19 protein-coding genes are annotated in these 20,684 nt (G+C 52.0%); 17 read left to right on the forward strand and 2 right to left on the reverse strand.

What is annotated here, in order from left to right; translation table 11 throughout:
- The first annotated feature begins 141 nt into the window (after positions 1–141).
- The 17 genes from pyrH (at position 142) to tilS (ending at position 20,047) form a co-directional block, all read left to right on the forward strand.
- Positions 142–873, forward strand: a complete 732-nt coding sequence (pyrH, locus tag B4923_RS02570) for a UMP kinase (protein WP_109052800.1) — start codon at positions 142–144, stop codon at positions 871–873.
- 253 nt (positions 874–1,126) lie between these two features.
- A complete protein-coding gene (gene frr, locus B4923_RS02575) occupies positions 1,127–1,684 on the forward strand; it encodes a ribosome recycling factor (RefSeq protein WP_109052801.1) in 558 nt (185 codons plus the stop codon).
- Between the two features lie 226 nt (positions 1,685–1,910).
- Complete coding sequence (ispC, locus tag B4923_RS02580; RefSeq protein ID WP_109052802.1) at positions 1,911–3,113, forward strand: 1-deoxy-D-xylulose-5-phosphate reductoisomerase; 1,203 nt, start codon at positions 1,911–1,913, stop codon at positions 3,111–3,113.
- A 200-nt stretch (positions 3,114–3,313) separates the two neighbouring features.
- Positions 3,314–4,075 (forward strand): (2E,6E)-farnesyl-diphosphate-specific ditrans,polycis-undecaprenyl-diphosphate synthase, encoded by a 762-nt coding sequence (gene ispU, locus B4923_RS02585; protein ID WP_109052803.1) that lies wholly within the window; start codon positions 3,314–3,316, stop codon positions 4,073–4,075.
- A 9-nt stretch (positions 4,076–4,084) separates the two neighbouring features.
- On the forward strand, positions 4,085–4,942 hold the full coding sequence (gene cdsA, locus B4923_RS02590) for a phosphatidate cytidylyltransferase (protein ID WP_109052804.1): 858 nt from the start codon (positions 4,085–4,087) through the stop codon (positions 4,940–4,942).
- A gap of 16 nt (positions 4,943–4,958) precedes the next feature.
- The gene (gene rseP / locus B4923_RS02595; protein WP_109052805.1) at positions 4,959–6,314 is read left to right on the forward strand and encodes a sigma E protease regulator RseP; all 1,356 of its coding nucleotides are present in this window, start codon (positions 4,959–4,961) and stop codon (positions 6,312–6,314) included.
- 35 nt (positions 6,315–6,349) lie between these two features.
- Positions 6,350–8,779 (forward strand): outer membrane protein assembly factor BamA, encoded by a 2,430-nt coding sequence (gene bamA, locus B4923_RS02600; protein ID WP_109052806.1) that lies wholly within the window; start codon positions 6,350–6,352, stop codon positions 8,777–8,779.
- A 128-nt stretch (positions 8,780–8,907) separates the two neighbouring features.
- Entirely contained in the window at positions 8,908–9,405 is a 498-nt protein-coding gene (skp, locus tag B4923_RS02605) for a molecular chaperone Skp (RefSeq protein WP_109052807.1), read from the forward strand.
- 3 nt (positions 9,406–9,408) lie between these two features.
- Entirely contained in the window at positions 9,409–10,431 is a 1,023-nt protein-coding gene (lpxD, locus tag B4923_RS02610; RefSeq protein WP_109052808.1) for a UDP-3-O-(3-hydroxymyristoyl)glucosamine N-acyltransferase, read from the forward strand.
- A gap of 203 nt (positions 10,432–10,634) precedes the next feature.
- Entirely contained in the window at positions 10,635–11,108 is a 474-nt protein-coding gene (gene fabZ / locus B4923_RS02615; RefSeq protein ID WP_196238423.1) for a 3-hydroxyacyl-ACP dehydratase FabZ, read from the forward strand.
- A 4-nt stretch (positions 11,109–11,112) separates the two neighbouring features.
- Positions 11,113–11,901, forward strand: a complete 789-nt coding sequence (gene lpxA, locus B4923_RS02620; protein WP_109052810.1) for an acyl-ACP--UDP-N-acetylglucosamine O-acyltransferase — start codon at positions 11,113–11,115, stop codon at positions 11,899–11,901.
- Between the two features lie 3 nt (positions 11,902–11,904).
- Positions 11,905–13,053, forward strand: coding sequence for a lipid-A-disaccharide synthase (gene lpxB / locus B4923_RS02625; protein WP_109052811.1), 1,149 nt, complete (start codon positions 11,905–11,907; stop codon positions 13,051–13,053).
- Entirely contained in the window at positions 13,050–13,646 is a 597-nt protein-coding gene (gene rnhB / locus B4923_RS02630; RefSeq protein WP_109052812.1) for a ribonuclease HII, read from the forward strand. Before lpxB ends, rnhB begins: the two co-directional genes overlap by 4 nt.
- 79 nt (positions 13,647–13,725) lie before the next feature.
- On the forward strand, positions 13,726–17,208 hold the full coding sequence (gene dnaE, locus B4923_RS02635) for a DNA polymerase III subunit alpha (RefSeq protein WP_109052813.1): 3,483 nt from the start codon (positions 13,726–13,728) through the stop codon (positions 17,206–17,208).
- A gap of 12 nt (positions 17,209–17,220) precedes the next feature.
- On the forward strand, positions 17,221–18,180 hold the full coding sequence (gene accA / locus B4923_RS02640) for an acetyl-CoA carboxylase carboxyl transferase subunit alpha (RefSeq protein WP_109052814.1): 960 nt from the start codon (positions 17,221–17,223) through the stop codon (positions 18,178–18,180).
- A 160-nt stretch (positions 18,181–18,340) separates the two neighbouring features.
- Positions 18,341–18,730 carry a VOC family protein gene (locus tag B4923_RS02645; protein WP_109052815.1) on the forward strand — a complete coding sequence of 130 codons (390 nt, stop codon included), beginning with the start codon at positions 18,341–18,343 and terminating at the stop codon, positions 18,728–18,730.
- Between the two features lie 3 nt (positions 18,731–18,733).
- Positions 18,734–20,047, forward strand: coding sequence for a tRNA lysidine(34) synthetase TilS (gene tilS / locus B4923_RS02650; RefSeq protein ID WP_109052816.1), 1,314 nt, complete (start codon positions 18,734–18,736; stop codon positions 20,045–20,047).
- Positions 20,048–20,133: 86 nt separating this feature from the next.
- Here the strand turns inward: tilS and rof are convergent, their stop codons facing one another.
- Positions 20,134–20,394, reverse strand: a complete 261-nt coding sequence (gene rof, locus B4923_RS02655) for a Rho-binding antiterminator (RefSeq protein ID WP_109052817.1) — start codon at positions 20,392–20,394, stop codon at positions 20,134–20,136.
- The gene (locus B4923_RS02660) at positions 20,381–20,581 is read right to left on the reverse strand and encodes a YaeP family protein (RefSeq protein ID WP_109052818.1); all 201 of its coding nucleotides are present in this window, start codon (positions 20,579–20,581) and stop codon (positions 20,381–20,383) included. The genes rof and B4923_RS02660 overlap by 14 nt, the downstream gene beginning before the upstream one ends.
- Positions 20,582–20,684 lie beyond the last annotated feature (103 nt).

Here is a 20,684-nt window from a genome sequence, read left to right on the forward strand (position 1 = left end):
TAAAAAAAGGGGCCGCCAGTTGGCGGTTCCTTTTTATCCAGCCAAAATAATTTCAGTACATTTGATCGTTCACACTCTGGTGAAGGATGAAGTGTGACGGTAATAACTCCCAATACGACGACAGCCTGTAGGACAAACACCATGGCAACCAATGCAAAACCCGTATATCAACGAATCCTGCTTAAGCTAAGTGGCGAAGCTTTACAGGGAACAGAAGGTTTTGGTATCGATGCGAGCATTCTGGATCGCATGGCTCAGGAAGTAAAAGAACTGGTTGAGTTGAGCATCCAGGTCGGTGTGGTTATCGGCGGTGGCAACCTGTTTCGTGGTGCCGGTCTGGCGAAGGCGGGTATGAACCGTGTTGTGGGCGACCACATGGGAATGCTGGCAACCGTGATGAATGGTCTGGCGATGCGTGATGCATTGCATCGCGCCTATGTGAACGCTCGCCTGATGTCGGCTATTCCGCTGAACGGCGTATGTGACAATTACAGTTGGGCAGAGGCTATCAGCTTGTTACGCAATAACCGCGTGGTGATCTTCTCGGCCGGTACCGGCAATCCTTTCTTTACGACAGATTCGGCAGCCTGCCTGCGCGGCATTGAGATTGAAGCCGACGTCGTGCTGAAAGCGACAAAAGTAGATGGCGTCTATTCTGCCGATCCGGTACAAGACCCTTCTGCGACCCTGTATGAAACGCTGAGCTATCAGGAAGTGTTGGAGCGTGAGTTAAAAGTAATGGACTTGGCCGCTTTCACACTGGCTCGCGATCATAACCTGCCTATTCGAGTTTTCAACATGAACAAACCAGGCGCGTTGCGCCGGGTTGTCATGGGAGAGAAAGAAGGGACGTTGATCAGTAATAACGGATAACCTTAAAAATAAGGTAATATCCTGTTTTGTTGACAGAAGATAGTGTCTACCCGACATGACTTAAGCGGTCGTCAGATAGTCAGCGAACGAACCTGGGCGGTCCTCATCGGTTCGCCGGGGTAAGTGAAAAGCGCTGAGTACACCATCAGCTTTGAGTTTTAAGGGGAGACCGCCAGTTCTCGCTGGTATTAATTATTCACCGGGTCATGCGGCGCGTGGCCTGTCAGGCAACCAGTATTCAAGGGTTCACAACGTGATTAATGAAATTAGAAAAGATGCTGAAACGCGCATGGAAAAATGCGTAGAGGTTTTCAAAAACCAGATCAGCAAAATTCGTACTGGCCGCGCATCACCCAGTATTCTCGACGGCATTCAGGTTGAGTACTATGGCAGTGCTACGCCGCTGCGCCAGTTGGCTAACATCGTCGTGGAAGATTCTCGTACGCTGGCGATTACCGTATTTGATCGTTCACTCGGTCCGGCGGTTGAGAAAGCGATTATGACTTCCGATTTGGGATTGAACCCGTCTTCCGCTGGTACGGTCATTCGCGTTCCGCTGCCGCCGTTGACGGAAGAACGTCGTAAAGACCTGATCAAGGTTGTGCGCAGTGAAGCTGAGCAAGGGCGTGTTTCCGTGCGTAACGTGCGCCGTGATGCCAACGATAAACTGAAAGCCCAACTGAAAGACAAAGCGATCAGTGAAGATGAAGAACGTCGTGCTCAGGATGATATCCAGAAACTGACTGATGTTTTCATCAAGAAAGTGGATACCGCACTGGCAGAGAAAGAAGCGGAACTGATGGAGTTTTAATTCCATTAGCCTGATAAGCGTCGCAGGAAGGGCGGGAATGTATTCTTCCGTCTTTTCCGGCGGCGTTTTATTTTTATCAAATTCGTTGGTGCAGACCAGCCCCGTTGGGCGGTAAATCATTTTTTGCCGGGACATCTTTTCTCATAAATATTATGGGCTCGTCATGGCAATCTTCTCAGACTGGTGTACCTTCCTGTAATCAAATCCAGTTATTCAGAGCATTTCAATGAAGCAACTGACAATTCTTGGTTCTACTGGTTCTATCGGCGTCAGCTCGCTGGCGGTTATTCAGGCAAATCCAGACAAATTTGCAGTCAAAGCGCTGTCGGCCGGGCGTAACGTCGAGCTTATGCTGGAACAATGCCTGACGTTTCATCCGGCTTACGCCTCAATGGCGGATGAAGTGGCGGCCAAAAGGTTACGTGAACAATTGGCTCAATATGGATGCCGGACTGAAGTGTTATCCGGAGAGCAGGCGGCATGTGAGCTGGCGGCTCTGGATGATGTTGATCAGGTCATGGCGGCGATTGTTGGCGCGGCGGGGTTGTTGCCAACGCTGGCGGCCATTCGGGCGGGCAAACAGGTTTTGTTGGCGAATAAAGAGTCTCTGGTTACCTGTGGACGCTTGTTTATGGATGCGGTAGCCCAGGGCAATGCAAAGATCCTGCCGATAGACAGCGAACATAATGCGATTTTTCAGAGTTTACCTGAGCAAATTCAGCGTCAATTAGGCTATTCTTCATTAGCACAACACGGTGTTGAGCGCATTATCCTGACGGGATCGGGTGGGCCATTTCGCGAAACGGCGATATCGGCGTTGGCGGATGTGACGCCCGACCAGGCTTGTGCGCATCCGAACTGGTCAATGGGACGTAAAATTTCGGTTGATTCTGCCACCATGATGAACAAAGGGCTGGAATATATCGAAGCCCGCTGGCTGTTTAATGCCTCCGCGGAACAAATGGAAGTCATCATTCATCCCCAGTCCGTCATTCATTCAATGGTGCGTTATCGTGATGGCAGCGTACTGGCGCAGTTAGGTTCGCCAGATATGCGAACACCGATCGCACATGCGATGGCTTACCCCGAGCGAGTCACGTCAGGTGCCAGGGCTCTGGACTTCTGCCAGTTGGGAGCACTGACGTTTTCCGCACCGGACTATGCGCGCTATCCATGTATACAGCTGGCGATAGATGCCTGCAATCATGGTCAGGCGGCGACCACCGCGCTGAATGCTGCTAATGAAATTGCTGTCGCCGCATTTTTACAGGCGCAGATTCGCTTTACGGATATTGCCGCCATTAATCAGCATGTGATGGATCAACTTACATTGCCCGAGCCGGCGAGTGTTGATGAGGTTCTTGCTATCGATTTCTGGGCAAGGCAAGCCGCGACGCAAGTGCTGATGCAGTGCGGACAGAGTCGATAACGTATTCAGAAGGCACAATTTGTTCATGTGCGGTTGAGGTGGTATAGTCTGCGCCACTCAATGGTCGGCTATGTGACATGCTTAGCGCCGGCGGTAGTATAAAGTTAAGCTGTGATCGTTCACGGCTTTTTTTGCGCTAACGGGGTCTGGTGTTACGGAAGGACTGTTGTATTTCTTACTTGAGGAAATAAGTACGCGTTATGCCGTCCGATAATCAAAAAAATGCTGATAATCTGTCGTTTGCCAAACCACGGCACGTCGCCATTATCATGGATGGGAATGGCCGCTGGGCGAAAAACCGGGGAAAACTGCGGATCTTTGGTCATCAGGCTGGCGTAAAATCTGTGCGTCGGGCGGTGAGTTTTGCCGTTAGTCATGAACTTGATGCATTAACGCTTTATGCGTTCAGCAGTGAAAACTGGAATCGCCCTGCCCAGGAAGTTACGGCGTTGATGGAGCTTTTTGTCCGGGCGCTGGATAGTGAAGTGAAAAGCCTGCACAAACACAATGTTCGCCTGCGGATCATTGGCGATATCAGTCGTTTTAGTCTGCGTTTGCAAGAGCGGATTCATCGTTCGGAAACGCTTACAAAAAATAATCAGGGCCTGACACTGAATATTGCTGCGAATTATGGCGGTCGTTGGGATATCATTCAGGGAGTAAGGCGGCTTGCAGAGCAGGTACAGGAAGGGACATTACGTCCTGACAGCATTGATGAAGATTCACTATGCCAATATATTTGCCTGAATGAGCTGGCTCCGGTTGATTTGGTGATCAGAACCGGTGGAGAACATCGCATAAGTAACTTTTTGCTGTGGCAAATTGCTTACGCCGAGCTTTACTTTACCGATGTCCTTTGGCCTGATTTCGATGAACAAGTCTTTGAAGGTGCGCTGAATGCATTTGCACAACGCGAGCGTCGCTTCGGGGGAACAACACCTATCGATGCTGATGCATCCTAGGGGGAACTTTTGCTGAAGTATCGCCTGATTACTGCTCTAATTTTAATTCCGATTGTTATCGCGGCATTGTTTTTGTTGCCCCCGCTGGGATTTACGCTGGTTACGCTGGCCGTCTGCATGTTGGCGGCCTGGGAATGGGGACAACTGTCAGGGTTTGTCACCTATGGACAACGGCTCTGGTTGGCCATTTTATGTGGTTTTTTACTGGCGCTGATGCTGTTGACCCTTCCGGCATATCATTATTCGGTTCATATCCTGCAAATCAGCGCCGCGCTCTGGAGCGCTTTAGTCTGGTGGGGTGTTGCGCTGTTTCTGGTTTTGTCTTATCCCGCTTCCGCATCGCTGTGGCGACATTCTCGCGTTCTGCGGCTGGTGTTCGGGATCGTGACGATAGTTCCTTTTTTCTGGGGGATGGTCGCACTTCGCCAATATAATTATGATGTGAATCCTTTTACCGGCGCATGGTGGTTGTTGTACGTTATGTTGCTGGTGTGGGGGGCAGACAGCGGCGCCTATATGTTTGGCAAACTGTTTGGCAAACGCAAGCTGGCGCCAAAGGTTTCTCCGGGAAAAACCTGGGAAGGTCTTGTCGGCGGGTTGGTCACATCAGCCGTGATTTCCTTGTTGTTTAGCCACTATGCTCCCTTGACCGTGGCGCCGTCGACGTTGTTGATTTGTTCTATTGTGGCGGCCCTGGCTTCGGTGCTGGGTGATTTGACCGAAAGTATGTTCAAGCGTGAAGCCGGTATTAAAGACAGCAGTCATTTGATCCCCGGACACGGTGGCGTGCTGGATCGTATTGATAGCCTGACAGCAGCCGTACCGGTATTTTCCTGTCTGATGCTGTTGATATTTAAAGCTGTTTAGGATGAAACGGTAGAGTATGATGAATTTCCTTTGGAGTCTGGCCGCTTTTATCATCGCACTGGGTGTGTTGATCACCGTGCATGAATTTGGCCACTTCTGGGTAGCTCGTCGGTGCGGCGTTAAAGTTGAGCGTTTTTCCGTTGGTTTTGGCCGGGCCTTGTGGCGTCGCCGGGATCGGCTTGGCACGGAATATGTCATCGCGCTAATCCCGCTTGGCGGCTATGTCAAAATGCTTGATGAGAGAGTCGATACCGTCGCGCCAGAGCTTCGCCACCAATCATTTAATAGTAAAACTGTCTGGCAGCGTGCGGCTATCGTCAGCGCGGGCCCCGTTGCCAATTTCCTTTTTGCCATCGTCGCGTATTGGCTGGTATTTATTATCGGTGTACCCGGTGTGCGGCCCGTGGTTGGTGAAATATTACCCAACTCCATCGCCTCTCAGGCGGAAATGTCAGCAGGAATTGAACTAAAGTCGGTTGATGGTATCGAAACGCCTGATTGGGATACGGCTCGTCTGGCATTGATCGGTAAGATTGGTAGCCGCGAAGTCGTCATTGACGCTGCGCCTTTAGGTTCCAGCCAGACCGTACGGAAAACGCTGGATTTGCGTGATTGGCAGTTTGAGCCTGACAAGCAGGATCCGGTCATGTCTCTGGGGATGGTTCCCCGCGGACCGCAGATTGAGGCAGTATTGACTCAGATTCAGTCAGGATCGGCAGCAGAAAAAGCGGGTTTGCAAGTTGGGGACAGGATAGTTAAAGTCGGCGGGCAGGTGTTGACGCACTGGCGTGATTTTGTCACTGCCGTGCGTGACAATCCGGAGCAAAGTATTGCGTTGGATGTCGAACGGGGAGGCGAAACGCTGCCTCTGACGTTGACTCCCGACAGTAAACCTGTTGGCAATGGTAAGGTTGAAGGGCTTGCGGGTGTGTTACCTAAAGTGGCCCCGCTGCCTGAAGAATACAAAACGGTACGTCAGTACGGGCCGTTTAGTGCCATCTATCAGGCGACGGATAAAACCTGGCAACTGATGAAATTGACCGTCAGTATGTTGGGTAAACTGATAACGGGTGATGTTAAGCTGAATAACCTGAGCGGTCCGATTTCGATTGCTCAGGGGGCGGGAATGTCAGCAGATTATGGATTGATTTATTATCTGATGTTTTTAGCGTTAATCAGCGTCAATCTGGGGATCATCAATCTGTTCCCTCTGCCGGTATTGGATGGTGGACACCTGCTCTTCCTTGCAGTTGAAAAACTGAAGGGCAGGCCGGTTTCTGAGCGTGTGCAGGACTTTCGTTACCGCCTCGGCACTGTGTTGCTGCTGCTGTTAATGGGGCTCGCACTTTTCAATGATTTCTCTCGCCTCTAAGCGTGAGATTAGGTTAGGAAAAACGCATAACAACGATGGCGATGAAAAAGTTGCTCATAGCGTCGCTGCTGTTCAGCAGCGCCACCGTATACGGTGCAGACGGGTTCGTAGTGAAGGACATTCATTTCGAGGGCCTGCAACGGGTTGCCGTCGGTGCGGCATTACTCAGTATGCCTGTCCGCGTTGGTGATACCATCAGTGATGATGATATCGGTAATACCATCCGTGCTTTGTTCGCTACCGGAAATTTTGAAGATGTTCGCGTCCTGCGCGATGGCGAAACGCTGATTGTGCAGGTGAAAGAGCGTCCGACAATCGCCAGCGTCACTTTCTCCGGCAACAAGTCGGTGAAAGACGACATGCTGAAGGAGAATCTGGAAGCCTCTGGCGTGCGTGTCGGCGAAGCGCTGGATCGTACCGCGCTTTCCAGCATCGAGAAAGGACTGGAAGATTTCTACTACAGCGTGGGTAAATACAGCGCGTCGGTGAAAGCCGTTGTCACGCCGTTGCCCCGTAATCGTGTTGATCTGAAGCTGGTGTTCACGGAAGGCGTGTCCGCCAAGATTCAGCAAATCAATATTGTCGGTAATAAAGCCTTCAGCTCCGATGAACTGATTTCTCATTTCCAACTGCGCGATGAAGTGCCGTGGTGGAACGTGGTCGGCGATCGCAAATACCAGAAACAGAAACTGTCCGGCGATTTGGAAACGCTGCGTAGCTTCTATCTGGATCGCGGCTATGCCCGCTTCAACATCGATTCGACGCAGGTCAGTCTGACGCCTGATAAAAAAGGCATATACATTACCATCAACATGACGGAAGGCGATCAATACAAGCTTTCTGGTGTCGCCGTTAAGGGTAATCTGGCCGGTCATTCTGCTGAAATTGAAGGGCTGACTAAAATCGAGCCCGGTGAATTGTATAACGGCACCAAAGTTACCCGTATGGAAGAGGACATCAAAAAGCTTCTGGGCCGCTATGGGTATGCCTATCCGCGTGTTGTCACCCAGCCGGAAATCAATGACGCCGATAAAAGCGTGAAGCTGAACATCAACGTTGATGCCGGTAATCGCTTCTATGTCCGTCGAGTCCGTTTCGAAGGTAACGATACTTCCAAAGACTCCGTCCTGCGGCGTGAAATGCGTCAGATGGAAGGCGGCTGGTTAGGTAACGATCTGGTTGAACAGGGTAAAGAGCGTCTTAATCGTCTGGGATACTTTGAAACCGTTGATGTAGAAACTCAGCGTGTGCCCGGTACTGCCGATCAGGTTGATGTGACTTATAAAGTCAAAGAGCGTAACACGGGGACATTTAACTTCGGCGTTGGTTTTGGTACTGAAAGCGGCGTCAGCTTCCAGGCGGGTGTCCAGCAGGATAACTGGTTGGGAACCGGTAACTCGGTGGGTATCAGCGGGACGAAAAACGATTACCAGACCTATGTTGAACTGTCACTGACCGATCCGTATTTTACCGTCGATGGCGTTAGCCTCGGCGGCCGTATCTTCTATAACAAGTTTGAAGCGTATGATGCGGATCTGTCCGATTATACCAACGTCAGCTATGGCGTCGGCAGTACTTTAGGTTTCCCGATCAACGAAAATAACTCGCTGCGCCTCGGTCTGGATTATGTTCATAATGACCTGTCTGACATGAAGCCGCAGGTCGCCATGTGGCGTTATCTGGATTCTGTCGGCGTTAATCCGGACGTGGTGGGCGAGAACAATAAGTCCAGCGCGGATTTTAAAGCGAACGACTTCTTCCTGAATACCGGATGGGCATATAACAATCTGGATCGCGGCTACTTCCCGACCAAAGGTACGCGGGCTTCCGCCAACGCCAAGGTCGCCATTCCGGGTTCAGACAACGAATACTATAAATTGACGTTTGATTCAGCGACCTATTATCCGCTGACCGACAGCGGTAAGTGGGTCGTTATGGGAAGAGGCCGCGCGGGTTATGCGGATGGCCTGGGTGGAAAAGAAGTGCCATTCTATGACAACTTCTACGCCGGTGGCTCCAGTACGGTACGTGGCTTCCAATCGAATACCATCGGTCCCAAGGCTGCTTATTACCTGTGTAACGGCAGCGAGTCGTCTTATGCCAACTGCCCGATAGATTCAAGCAATCTGGACGATGCGGTCGGCGGTAACGCCATGGCGGTTCTGAGTGCCGAGCTGATCGTACCGACACCGTTTATCAGTGACAAGTATGCCAGCTCAGTACGTACGTCGTTGTTTGTCGATGGTGGTACAGTCTGGGATACCAACTGGAAAAATACGGACGCCACATTGGCCGCAGGCGTTCCTGATTATAGTAAACCGAACAATTTCCGTATTTCCAGCGGGATCGCTTTGCAATGGATGTCTCCGCTTGGGCCATTGGTGTTCTCCTATGCCCAGCCGGTTAAAAAGTACGATGGAGACAAGTCGGAACAGTTCCAGTTTAATATTGGCAAAACCTGGTAATGTGACGTCGGCAGGTCGTATGCAAGACAAATCGCATGGTGGGCATAGCCAGGAATCCTGATAATGCTATGACGCTATGCACATTGAATGTGTTAAGACACAATTTAGGTTAGGTTGAGGAGTTTATAGTGAAAAAGTGGTTGTGTGCCGCAGGCCTCGGTTTAGCATTGGCTGCATCTGCAAGCGTTCAGGCTGCCGACAAGATCGCGGTTGTTAACGTATCCAGCATTTTCCAGCAGTTGCCGCAGCGTGAAACGGTGGCTAAACAGCTTGAAAATGAATTCAAAGGCCGTGCTTCCGAATTGCAATCAATGGAAAATGATTTGCAGTCTAAAATGCAGAAGCTTCAGCGTGACGGTTCTACCATGAAGGCGAGCGATCGCAGCAAAATGGAAAAAGACGTCATGGCTCAGCGCGAGCAGTTCTCTACCAAAGCGCAGGCTTTCGATCAGGACAACCGCCGCCGCCAGATGGAAGAGCGCAATAAAATCCTGAGCCGTATTCAGGACGCGGTAAAAGCGGTTGCCAGCAAAGAAGGTTATGATGTTGTGATTGACGCTAACGCGGTTGCGTATGCCGCCAATGCAAAAGACATTACTGCCGATGTGCTGAAACAGGTTAAATAAACCATGTATTCAATTCGACTGGGTGATTTAGCCCAACAGTTGGATGCACAATTACACGGTGATGGCGATCTCGTCATCACCGGTGTCGCTTCTATGCATTCGGCAAAGGCAGGACAGATTACGTTTCTGTCTGACAGTCGTTATCGTGAGCAATTGACAGGGGCTCAGGCCTCCGCCGTCGTGCTGACGGAAGCGGATTTACCATACTGTCAGGTTGCTGCGCTGGTAGTGAAAAACCCCTATCTGACCTATGCGCGTATGGCGCAATTGATGGATACCACACCACAACCGGCGGCGGATATTGCCCCCAGCGCGGTGATTGCGCCAGATGCCGCATTAGGCAAGCAGGTCGCGATTGGCGCGAATGCGGTGATTGAGTCCGGTGCGCAGTTGGGAGACGGCGTGATCATCGGTCCGGGTTGTTTTATCGGTAAAAATGCCCGCATTGGCGCCGGTACCCGGCTTTGGGCGAATGTGACGATTTATCATAACGTTGAACTGGGTGAGCAGTGCCTGATTCAGTCTGGTGCGGTGATTGGTTCCGACGGTTTTGGCTATGCGAACGATCGCGGCAACTGGATCAAAATCCCGCAACTGGGAACCGTCAGAATTGGCGATCGGGTTGAAATCGGCGCAAGCACGACGATCGACCGCGGCGCATTGGATGACACCGTCATCGGTAATGGTGTAATTATTGATAATCAGTGTCAGATTGCGCACAACGTTGTGATTGGCGACAATACCGCGGTGGCGGGTGGCGTCATTATGGCGGGCAGTCTGAAAATTGGCCGTTATTGCATGATCGGTGGCGCCAGCGTGATTAATGGTCACATGGAGATCTGCGATAAAGTCACTGTGACAGGAATGGGTATGGTCATGAGACCAATCACTGAACCTGGGGTATACTCTTCAGGTATTCCGTTACAGCCTAATAAAGTTTGGCGTAAGACCGCAGCGTTGGTGATGAATATTGATGATATAAGCAAACGGTTAAAAGCCGTTGAACGAAAAGTCGATCATGATTAGCCGCTGGCGTTTTGTTTCATAGGGTGTAAACATACTGGATGAGAAACGTATAGTCTGGATGTAAACGAAACGCCCGGGTGCACGCGAGCGGTCTTTCATCAGATAATGTTCGCGTACCAGCGTACGAATCCTTATTTGCGGCCTGCCTGAAGATCCCCCCTTTTAGGGTCTGAGCAGGCCGTGTTGTTGATGGCATCAGTTTTATGGACAGGAAGAGTATTTTGACTACTGACACTCATACTCTGCATATTGAAGAGATCTTAGAATTATTACCGCACCGTTTCCCGTTTTTGCTGGTCGATCGTGTATTGGATTTTGAAGAAGGGAAATTTTTACGGGCGGTAAAAAACGTTTCTTTCAATGAACCCTTCTTTCAGGGACATTTCCCAGGGAAACCCATTTTTCCTGGCGTGTTGATTTTGGAAGCCATGGCTCAGGCAACCGGTATTCTGGCGTTTAAAAGCGTTGGTAAACTGGAGCCTGGCGAGCTGTATTATTTCGCGGCTGTGGACGAGGCGCGCTTTAAGCGTCCGGTACAGCCAGGGGATCAAATGATCCTGGAGGTTGAATTTATTAAAGAGCGTCGCGGAGTTGCACGCTTTAAAGGTGTCGCCAAAGTTGATGGTGAAGTGGCCTGTGAAGCGTCAATGATGTGTGCTCGTCGTCGGGAGGCCTGATAACGTGATTGATCAAACCGCCTTTATTCACCCCAGTTCCATTGTTGAAGACGGTGCCATTATTGGCGCCGGCGCTCATATTGGCCCATTCTGCTATATCGGTTCTCAGGTTGAGATCGGTGCGGGTACGGTGCTGAAGTCGCATGTTGTGGTTAATGGCATTACCAAGATTGGCCGCGATAACGAAATCTATCAATTTGCCTCAATTGGCGAGGTGAATCAGGATCTGAAATACGCAGGAGAACCGACTCGCGTTGAGATCGGCGATCGTAACCGTATTCGTGAAAGCGTCACGATCCACCGTGGTACCGAGCAGGGAGGTGGGTTGACTAAAGTCGGCAGCGATAATCTGTTGATGATCAACACGCACATCGCGCACGACTGTGTTATTGGCAATCGTTGTATTCTGGCTAATAACGCGACGCTGGGCGGACACGTCTCCGTTGATGATTTTGCCATCATCGGTGGCATGACGGCGGTGCATCAGTTCTGTATTATCGGCGCGCATGTCATGGTTGGCGGTTGCTCTGGCGTAGCGCAGGACGTTCCGCCTTATGTGATTGCGCAAGGTAATCATGCCACGCCGTTTGGTCTGAATATCGAAGGACTGAAGCGTCGCGGTTTTGAGAAAGAAACTCAGCATGCCATTCGCGCTGCCTACAAACTGATTTACCGCAGCGGAAAAACGCTGGATGAGGTAAAACCGGAGATCGAAGCGCTGGCGGCGGAACATCCCGCGGTGCAGGCGTTTATCGATTTCTTCGCGCGTTCAACCCGCGGTATCATCCGTTAATCTATGTCAGAACGTCCTGTCGTTATCGGATTGGTCGCCGGAGAAACGTCCGGCGATATTCTTGGCGCGGGGTTGATTCGCGCGCTGAAAGCTCAGGTGCCCGACGTTCGTTTTGTCGGCGTCGCCGGGCCTCGTATGCAGGCTGAAGGTTGCGAAGCCTGGTACGAAATGGAAGAACTGGCCGTGATGGGCATCGTTGAGGTGCTTGAGCGATTGCCGCGTTTGCTCAAAATTCGCCGGGATTTGACCCAGCGTTTCACCGAACTCAAGCCTGATGTTTTCGTCGGGATTGACGCGCCCGATTTTAATATTACGCTGGAAGGTAATCTGAAACAGCGTGGTATCAGTACGATTCATTATGTCAGCCCGTCTGTCTGGGCCTGGCGTCAAAAACGCGTTTTCAAAATAGGTAAAGCGACCAATCTGGTGCTGGCGTTTCTTCCTTTTGAAAAAGCGTTTTACGATCGTTTCAACGTTCCCTGCCGTTTTATCGGTCATACCATGGCGGATGCGATGCCTTTGCATCCCGACAAAACGGCGGCGCGAGCGACATTGGGCATCGGGCCGGATGCCCTGTGTCTGGCGTTGCTGCCGGGCAGCCGCGGTGCGGAAGTCGAAATGCTGAGCGCGGATTTTCTTCATACGGCAGCCCTGCTGAGACAGCGATTTCCCGCGCTGGAAATTGTGGTGCCGCTGGTTAACGGAAAACGTCGTGAGCAGTTTGAGCGGATAAAAAATGCGGTTGCGCCTGATTTACCGGTGCATATGCTGGATGGTCAGGCCCGTGAAGCGATGATCGCCAGCGATGCCGCACTACTGGCATCAGGAACGGCAGCGCTGGAGTGTATGCTGGCAAAATGTCCGATGGTGGTGGGGTATCGTATGAAACCTTTCACATTCTGGCTGGCGCAGAAACTGGTGAAAACACCGTGGGTGTCCTTACCAAATCTGCTGGCTGGGCGAGAACTGGTGACGGAACTGCTACAGACCGATTGCACACCGGATAAGCTGGCCGAGGCGCTGCTCCCATGGCTGACGGATGCGGATAAGACCGCGGAACTGCAAACCACATTTTTAGCGTTGCACCAGCAAATTCGTTGCAACGCGGACGAGCAGGCGGCTCAGGCCGTACTGGAATTAGTGAAATCATGAATGAGATGTTTATCTACCCGCAGGCGCACTGCATTGCGGGTGTTGATGAAGTAGGGCGCGGGCCGTTGGTTGGCGCGGTGGTTACCGCCGCGGTTATCCTCGATCCTTCCCGGCCGATTATCGGTTTGGCTGATTCAAAGCAGCTGAGCGAAAAACGTCGGCGGGCGCTTTATGATGAAATCAAAGAGAAAGCACTGTCCTGGAGCCTGGGACGGGCCGAGCCTGAAGAAATCGATCGTTTGAATATTTTGCACGCCACCATGTTGGCTATGCAGCGTGCCGTTGCCGGACTGGCAATCACACCTGATTTTGTGCTGATCGATGGTAATCGTTGTCCTGCGCTCGCCATGCCTGCCCAGGCAGTGGTAAAAGGGGATAGCCGTGTTGCGGAAATCAGTGCCGCGTCGATTATGGCGAAGGTCACACGCGATCGTGAGATGGTGGAACTGGATAAACGTTTTCCGGCTTACGGTTTTGCACAACATAAAGGGTATCCAACCGCGTTTCATCTAGAGAAACTGGCGGCTTTGGGCGCAACCGAATTCCACCGTCGGAGTTTCGCGCCAGTAAAACGGGCGTTAGGATTGGCGTAGAACGCCATCATCATTCACTCTCGGCGCGGCAATATGTCTATTGTCGCGCTGACTAATCGATAAATTCTGGGATCTGGAGATGGCCGAACCACGTTTTGTTCACCTGCGTGTTCACAGTGACTATTCCATGATCGATGGGCTGGCCAAGATCGGGCCGCTGGTAAAAAAAGCCGCGGCGCTGGGGATGCCAGCGCTGGCGATTACCGATTTTACCAACCTGTGCGGACTGGTGAAGTTCTATGGCGGTGCGCATGGCGCGGGTATCAAGCCTATTATCGGCGCCGATGTGTTAGTCGCCAGTGAGGAACTGGGCGATGAACTGGCCCAGCTCACGATACTGGCGATGGACAACGAGGGATACCAGAATTTAACCCTGCTGATTTCACGCGCTTATCAGCGTGGCTATGGCGCTGCTGGCCCAACGATCGATCGCGATTGGCTTATTGAATATCGGCATGGGCTGATTCTGTTGTCAGGCGGACGCCATGGCGATGTCGGCAAGTTCGTGTTGCGTGGGAATCGGGTGCAGGCCGAGCAGTGTGTGGCGTTTTATCAGCAGCACTTTCCTGACTGTTATTATCTGGAATTAATCCGCACCGGTCGTCCGGACGAAGAAAGCTATCTGCATTCAGCTGTAGAACTGGCGACAAAACACGGTATTCCGGTGGTTGCCACTAACGATGTGCGTTTTATCAGTGAAGATGATTTCGATGCGCACGAAATCCGGGTTGCCATCCACGACGGTTATACCCTCGACGATCCCAAACGTCCCCGCAATTACAGTGCGCAGCAATACATGCGCACTGAAGATGAAATGTGCGAACTGTTTGCCGATGTGCCTGAAGCACTGATTAACAGCGTCGAAATCGCCAAGCGCTGTAATGTGACTATCCGCCTGGGTGAATACTTCCTGCCACAGTTCCCCACCGGGGATATGAGTACGGCAGACTATCTGGTCAAACGTGCAAAAGAAGGGCTGGAAGAGCGTCTCGAATTTCTATTTCCCGATCTGGAAACGCGGACGCAAAGACGCCCTGAATATGATGAACGTCTGGATATCGAACTCAAGGTTATCAACCAGATGGGATTCCCCGGTTACTTCCTGATCGTAATGGAATTTATCCAGTGGTCCAAGGATAACAATGTTCCCGTGGGGCCGGGACGCGGTTCTGGTGCGGGATCGCTGGTGGCCTATGCGTTGAAGATTACCGATCTGGATCCGCTGGAATTCGACCTGCTGTTTGAACGCTTCCTTAACCCCGAACGCGTATCCATGCCCGACTTTGACGTCGATTTCTGCATGGAAAAACGCGATCTGGTGATTGACCACGTTGCGGAAATGTATGGCCGCGACGCGGTTTCACAGATTATTACGTTTGGTACGATGGCGGCGAAAGCGGTCATCCGCGATGTAGGCCGCGTGCTGGGGCATCCCTACGGTTTTGTCGATCGTATTTCCAAACTGGTGCCGCCCGATCCGGGGATGACGCTGGAAAAAGCCTTTGCCGCCGAACCTCAACTGCCTGAAATTTATGAGGCGGATGAAGAGGTCCGGGCCCTTATCGATATGGCGCGCAAGCTGGAAGGCGTGACGCGTAATGCCGGAAAACATGCCGGTGGGGTGGTGATATCTCCCACTAAAATCACTGATTTCGCGCCGTTGTACTGCGATGCCGAAGGTAACCATCCGGTTACCCAGTTTGATAAAAGCGATGTTGAATACGCCGGGCTGGTGAAATTCGACTTCCTCGGTCTGCGAACGCTGACCATCATCGACTGGGCGTTGGAAATGATCAATGCGCGACGGGCGAAACAAGGGCTTGAACCGATAGATATCGCCGCGATCCCGCTGAATGATAAAAAGAGCTTCGACATGCTGCAACGCTCGGAAACGACGGCGGTATTCCAGCTTGAATCGCGCGGCATGAAAGATTTGATCAAACGTCTGAAGCCCGACTGCTTTGAAGATATGATCGCGTTGGTGGCCTTGTTTCGCCCTGGTCCATTGCAGTCCGGCATGGTGGATAACTTTATTGACCGTAAGCACGGTCGCGAGGCGATTTCCTATCCTGATATCGAATGGCAGCATGAATCTCTCAAGCCGGTGCTGGAACCGACCTATGGTATTATTCTGTATCAGGAACAGGTGATGCAGATCGCCCAGGTCCTGGCGGGATATACGCTGGGCGGGGCCGATATGCTGCGCCGGGCGATGGGTAAAAAGAATCCGGTCGAAATGGCCAAACAGCGCGGCGGTTTTGAAGACGGCGCCAAATCGCGCGGCGTAGACGGTGAACTGGCGGTTAAAATCTTCGATCTGGTAGAAAAATTCGCCGGCTATGGGTTTAACAAGTCGCACTCGGCGGCTTATGCGCTGGTTTCCTATCAGACGCTATGGCTGAAAGCGCATTATCCCGCGGAATTCATGGCGGCGGTGATGACCGCCGATATGGATAACACCGATAAAGTGGTGGGACTGGTTGACGAATGCTGGCGGATGGGATTAAAGATCCTGCCGCCGGATATTAATAGCGGGCTTTACCATTTCCATGTTAACGATGACGGTGAAATCGTTTACGGCATCGGGGCGATTAAAGGCGTGGGTGAAGGCCCGATTGAAGCCATTATCGAGGCGCGTAATCAGGACGGTTATTTCAAAGAACTGTTTGATCTTTGCGCCCGGACGGATATCAAAAAGCTGAACCGTCGGGTACTGGAAAAGCTGATCATGTCCGGGGCATTTGATCGTCTTGGGCCGCACCGTGCCGCGCTGATGAATTCATTGGGCGACGCGCTGAAGGCGGCCGATCAGCATGCCAAAGCGGAAGCGATCGGTCAGGTCGATATGTTTGGCGTACTGGCGGACGCGCCTGAACAGGTTGAACAATCCTACAGTACGGTTCCGCCCTGGCCGGAGCAGGTGGTGCTGGATGGTGAAAGGGAGACGCTGGGGCTCTATCTGACCGGCCATCCGATCACCCAGTATCTTAAGGAAATCGAACGTTATGCCGGTGGCTTGCGTTTGAAAGATATGCACCCGACGGATCGGGGGAAAATGACCACTGCCGTCGGGCTGGTGTTGGCTGCCCGGGTAATGGTGACCAAGCGGGGAAACCGCATTGGTGTCTGTACGCTGGATGATCGTTCCGGTCGCCTTGAAATTATGCTGTTTACCGATGCATTGGAAAAATATCAGCATTTGTTGGAAAAAGACCGTATCCTGATCGCCAGTGGACAGGTCAGCTTTGATGACTTCAGCGGCGGGCTTAAAATGACCGTCCGCGAGTTAATGGATATCAGCGAAGCGCGGGAAAAATATGCACGCGGGCTTGCTATCTCGCTGACTGACAGGCAAATTGATGACCAGCTATTAAACCGTCTCCGCCAATCGTTGGAACCCCATCGGTCGGGGACGATCCCAGTGCATCTCTACTACCAGCGAGAAGATGCGCGTGCCCGGTTACGTTTCGGTGTTGCATGGCGAATAACGCCGACGGATACGTTACTGAATGAGCTGCGCACATTAGTGGGGAATGAGCAGGTGGAACTGGAATTTGACTAATATAGGAATACTATGAGTCTGAATTTTCTTGATTTTGAGCAGCCGATTGCAGAGTTGGAAGCGAAAATTGACTCGCTGACCGCAGTCAGCCGTCAAGACGAAAAATTAGATATTAATCTGGACGAAGAAGTTCAGCGTCTGCGCGAGAAGAGCGTTGAACTGACGCGTAAGATTTTCTCCGATCTGGGGGCCTGGCAGGTCGCTCAGTTGGCGCGTCATCCACAGCGTCCGTATACGCTTGATTACGTTAAGCATATCTTTACCGACTTTGATGAATTAGCGGGCGATCGCGCCTATGCTGATGATAAAGCGATTGTCGGTGGGATTGCGCGTCTGGATGGTCGTCCGGTGATGATTATTGGTCATCAGAAAGGGCGTGAAACCAAAGAAAAAATCCGGCGTAATTTTGGTATGCCGGCGCCGGAAGGTTACCGCAAGGCGCTGCGACTGATGGAAATGGCTGAACGCTTCAGGATGCCGATTATCACCTTTATCGATACACCGGGCGCTTATCCCGGCGTCGGCGCGGAAGAGCGCGGTCAGTCCGAGGCGATTGCGCGTAACCTGCGTGAAATGTCGACGCTGCGTGTGCCGATTGTCTGTACCGTTATTGGCGAAGGCGGTTCCGGCGGCGCGCTGGCAATCGGCGTTGGCGATAAAGTCAACATGCTACAGTACAGCACCTATTCTGTTATTTCCCCGGAAGGTTGTGCCTCTATCCTGTGGAAAAGTGCGGACAAAGCGCCACTGGCTGCTGAAGCGATGGGCATTACCGCACCGCGGCTGAAAGAGCTGAAACTGATTGATAGCGTTATCCCTGAGCCGTTGGGATCGGCGCATCGTAACGTTGCCGCGATGTCGGAGTCGTTGAAAGCACAATTGCTGGCCGATCTGCTCGATTTGGACAGCCTGAGTGAAGAAGAACTGCTCAATCGTCGTTATCAGCGTCTGATGAATTACGGCTACTGCTGATTTTATTCATTATTCTGTAATCTAAAAGTCTGCGATCAGCAATGAGAGCGGACTTTTTGCTATTATGAGCACGATGCGGGCGCGTGAGGTGTTATCCGTCTTTAGAAAATTATCTGTCGATTACCATCCAATTCACCATACATAGTACAAGCAGGTACTCATGCTAAAAATCCAGGATATTCATCATATTGCGATTATTGCCGCCGACTATGAACGCAGTAAGGCATTTTATTGCGATGTGTTGGGTTTTTCGCTGCAAAACGAGGTGTATCGTGCCGGGCGAGATTCATGGAAAGGTGATTTGGCATTGAACGGCCGTTACGTTATTGAACTGTTTTCTTTTCCCTCCCCGCCGGCGCGGGTCAGTCAGCCTGAGGCATGCGGCCTGCGGCATCTGGCTTTTGCCGTTGAGAACGTTGAATTGGCTATGGCTTCATTGACCGATGCTGGGGTGAGCTGCGAACCGGTGCGCATCGATCCTGAAACGCAACGACGGTTTATTTTTTTCCGCGATCCCGATGGATTGCCTTTAGAACTGTATGAGGTTTAAACCGTGACGATCGCGGAAACCTTGCTTGATTCCGTGGCTGAATGTACTGCGGGCCATCGACGTATACTGATGGCGTACAGCGGCGGGTTGGATTCCAGCGTGTTATTGCATCTCCTGGTCACATTACGTCTGCGTGATGACCGGGTTATCCGTGCCGCTTATGTGCATCATGGTCTGAATCCGCTGGCGGATAGCTGGGCGGAACACTGTCGGCGCTGCTGCCAGCAGTGGCAGGTGCCTTTTGCTTCGCTGCCCGTGACGGTGGATGCGCAAAACGGCGGAATTGAAGCGGCGGCAAGGGATGCGCGCTATCAGGCTTTGAGTGCGCATTTGCAGGATGACGAGGTCTTGCTGACGGCACAGCACCTTGATGACCAGAGTGAAACTTTTTTGCTGGCGCTCAAGCGCGGCAGCGGACCTGCCGGGCTTTCCTCCATGGCAGCTTGCGCGGAGCTTGATGGCCATCCGTTATTACGACCGCTGTTAGCCTTCTCGCGGCAACAGTTGGAGCAGTACGCGGCGCAGCATCAGCTGAGCTGGATTGAAGACAACAGCAATCAGGATGCACGCTTTGACCGGAATTTTTTGCGTCATCGGGTGCTGCCGCTGCTAACCCAGCGTTGGCCGCACTTTTCTTCGGCCGTGGCGCGCAGTGCGCAACTGTGCGCTGAGCAGGAACAACTGCTGGATGAACTGCTGGCTGAGTCGCTGCACGCCTTGTGTCAGCCTGATGGGGCGCTGAGTATTGCAGGATTGCGCCCATTGAGTCCGGTGCGTCGTTTTGCGTTGCTGCGCCGTTGGCTGGCAGGGAGCGGCGTACCGATGCCGGCACGCGATCAACTACACCGGTTATGGCATGAAGTAGCGATCAGCCGTCAGGATGCAGAACCTGTGTTGCAGCTTGGTCAATGGCAAATCCGGCGTTTTCGTCAGTATCTCTATGTTCTGCCGCTGATGTCGTCACTAAAAAACTGTGTCTTGCCGTGGCAACCACAATCGGGACCGCTGGCATTGCCTGATGGGCTGGGATCGCTGGCATTGGCCGAGCACGGAACCGCTATCCGCCCGCCGCGTGTGGAGGAGCCTGTCAGCATTCGTTTTACCGCCAGCGGCATGCTCCACATTGTTGGCCGATCGCATGGGCGTCAGATCAAGAAGCTGTGGCAGGAGATGGGCGTGCCGCCGTGGTGGCGCGACAGGACGCCGTGGGTGTTTTATGGCGAACAACCTATCGCCGCACTTGGACAATTTGTGACGCGGGAAGGGCAGGCTGAAGAAAATGGTCCCTGCTGGCATATTGACTGGCGTAAAACCTGAGTGGTGATCCCTTAAGGTTGAAATGAAAACGGACAACCAGGGGCGTGTACACAGGTTGTCCGTTTTGAAGAAAAGCTTGCGGGGCGTCAAGATTCGCTGACGACGACTTTTCCTATTTCCGGATGGCTGAAGCTGACAATATGATCGAGTCGCAGTTCACGCGTTGAACCCGCCTCTTCGATCACCAGGTATTCCACATGTTTACGTGAGATCATATCACTGGCCTTGCCGGTAACGATCTCACCACTACGCAGTTCCAGCGTCAGCGTTAAGTTTTGCTGACAGGTCGCTTCCAGGTTGTCGTAATCATCACAGTTGATGGGTTGATATTCGTTACTCATTGACATAATCGCTCACCAATAAGTTAGCGGCGGCATAGGCCGCCTGTTCCCTGACAGAGGATGGCAATGCCGTATTCGCGGCGATTTCATCCAGGGTTTTCAATACACAACCCAGCGCGTCGGGTATATAGCCCAGATCGCCGCTGGCGATCTCTGCGTATAAGCGGCGTACTAATTCACAGTATTGTTGCACTATATCCTCCCTTGAAAGCTTAACCCGGTAGACATTCATGCATCATCACTTTGACTGCACCTGATGTTGTAAGCCTACGAAGATAAACTCTATTTATCCAGAC

Source organism: Brenneria roseae subsp. americana, assembly GCF_003115815.1.
GTDB lineage: Bacteria > Pseudomonadota > Gammaproteobacteria > Enterobacterales > Enterobacteriaceae > Brenneria > Brenneria roseae.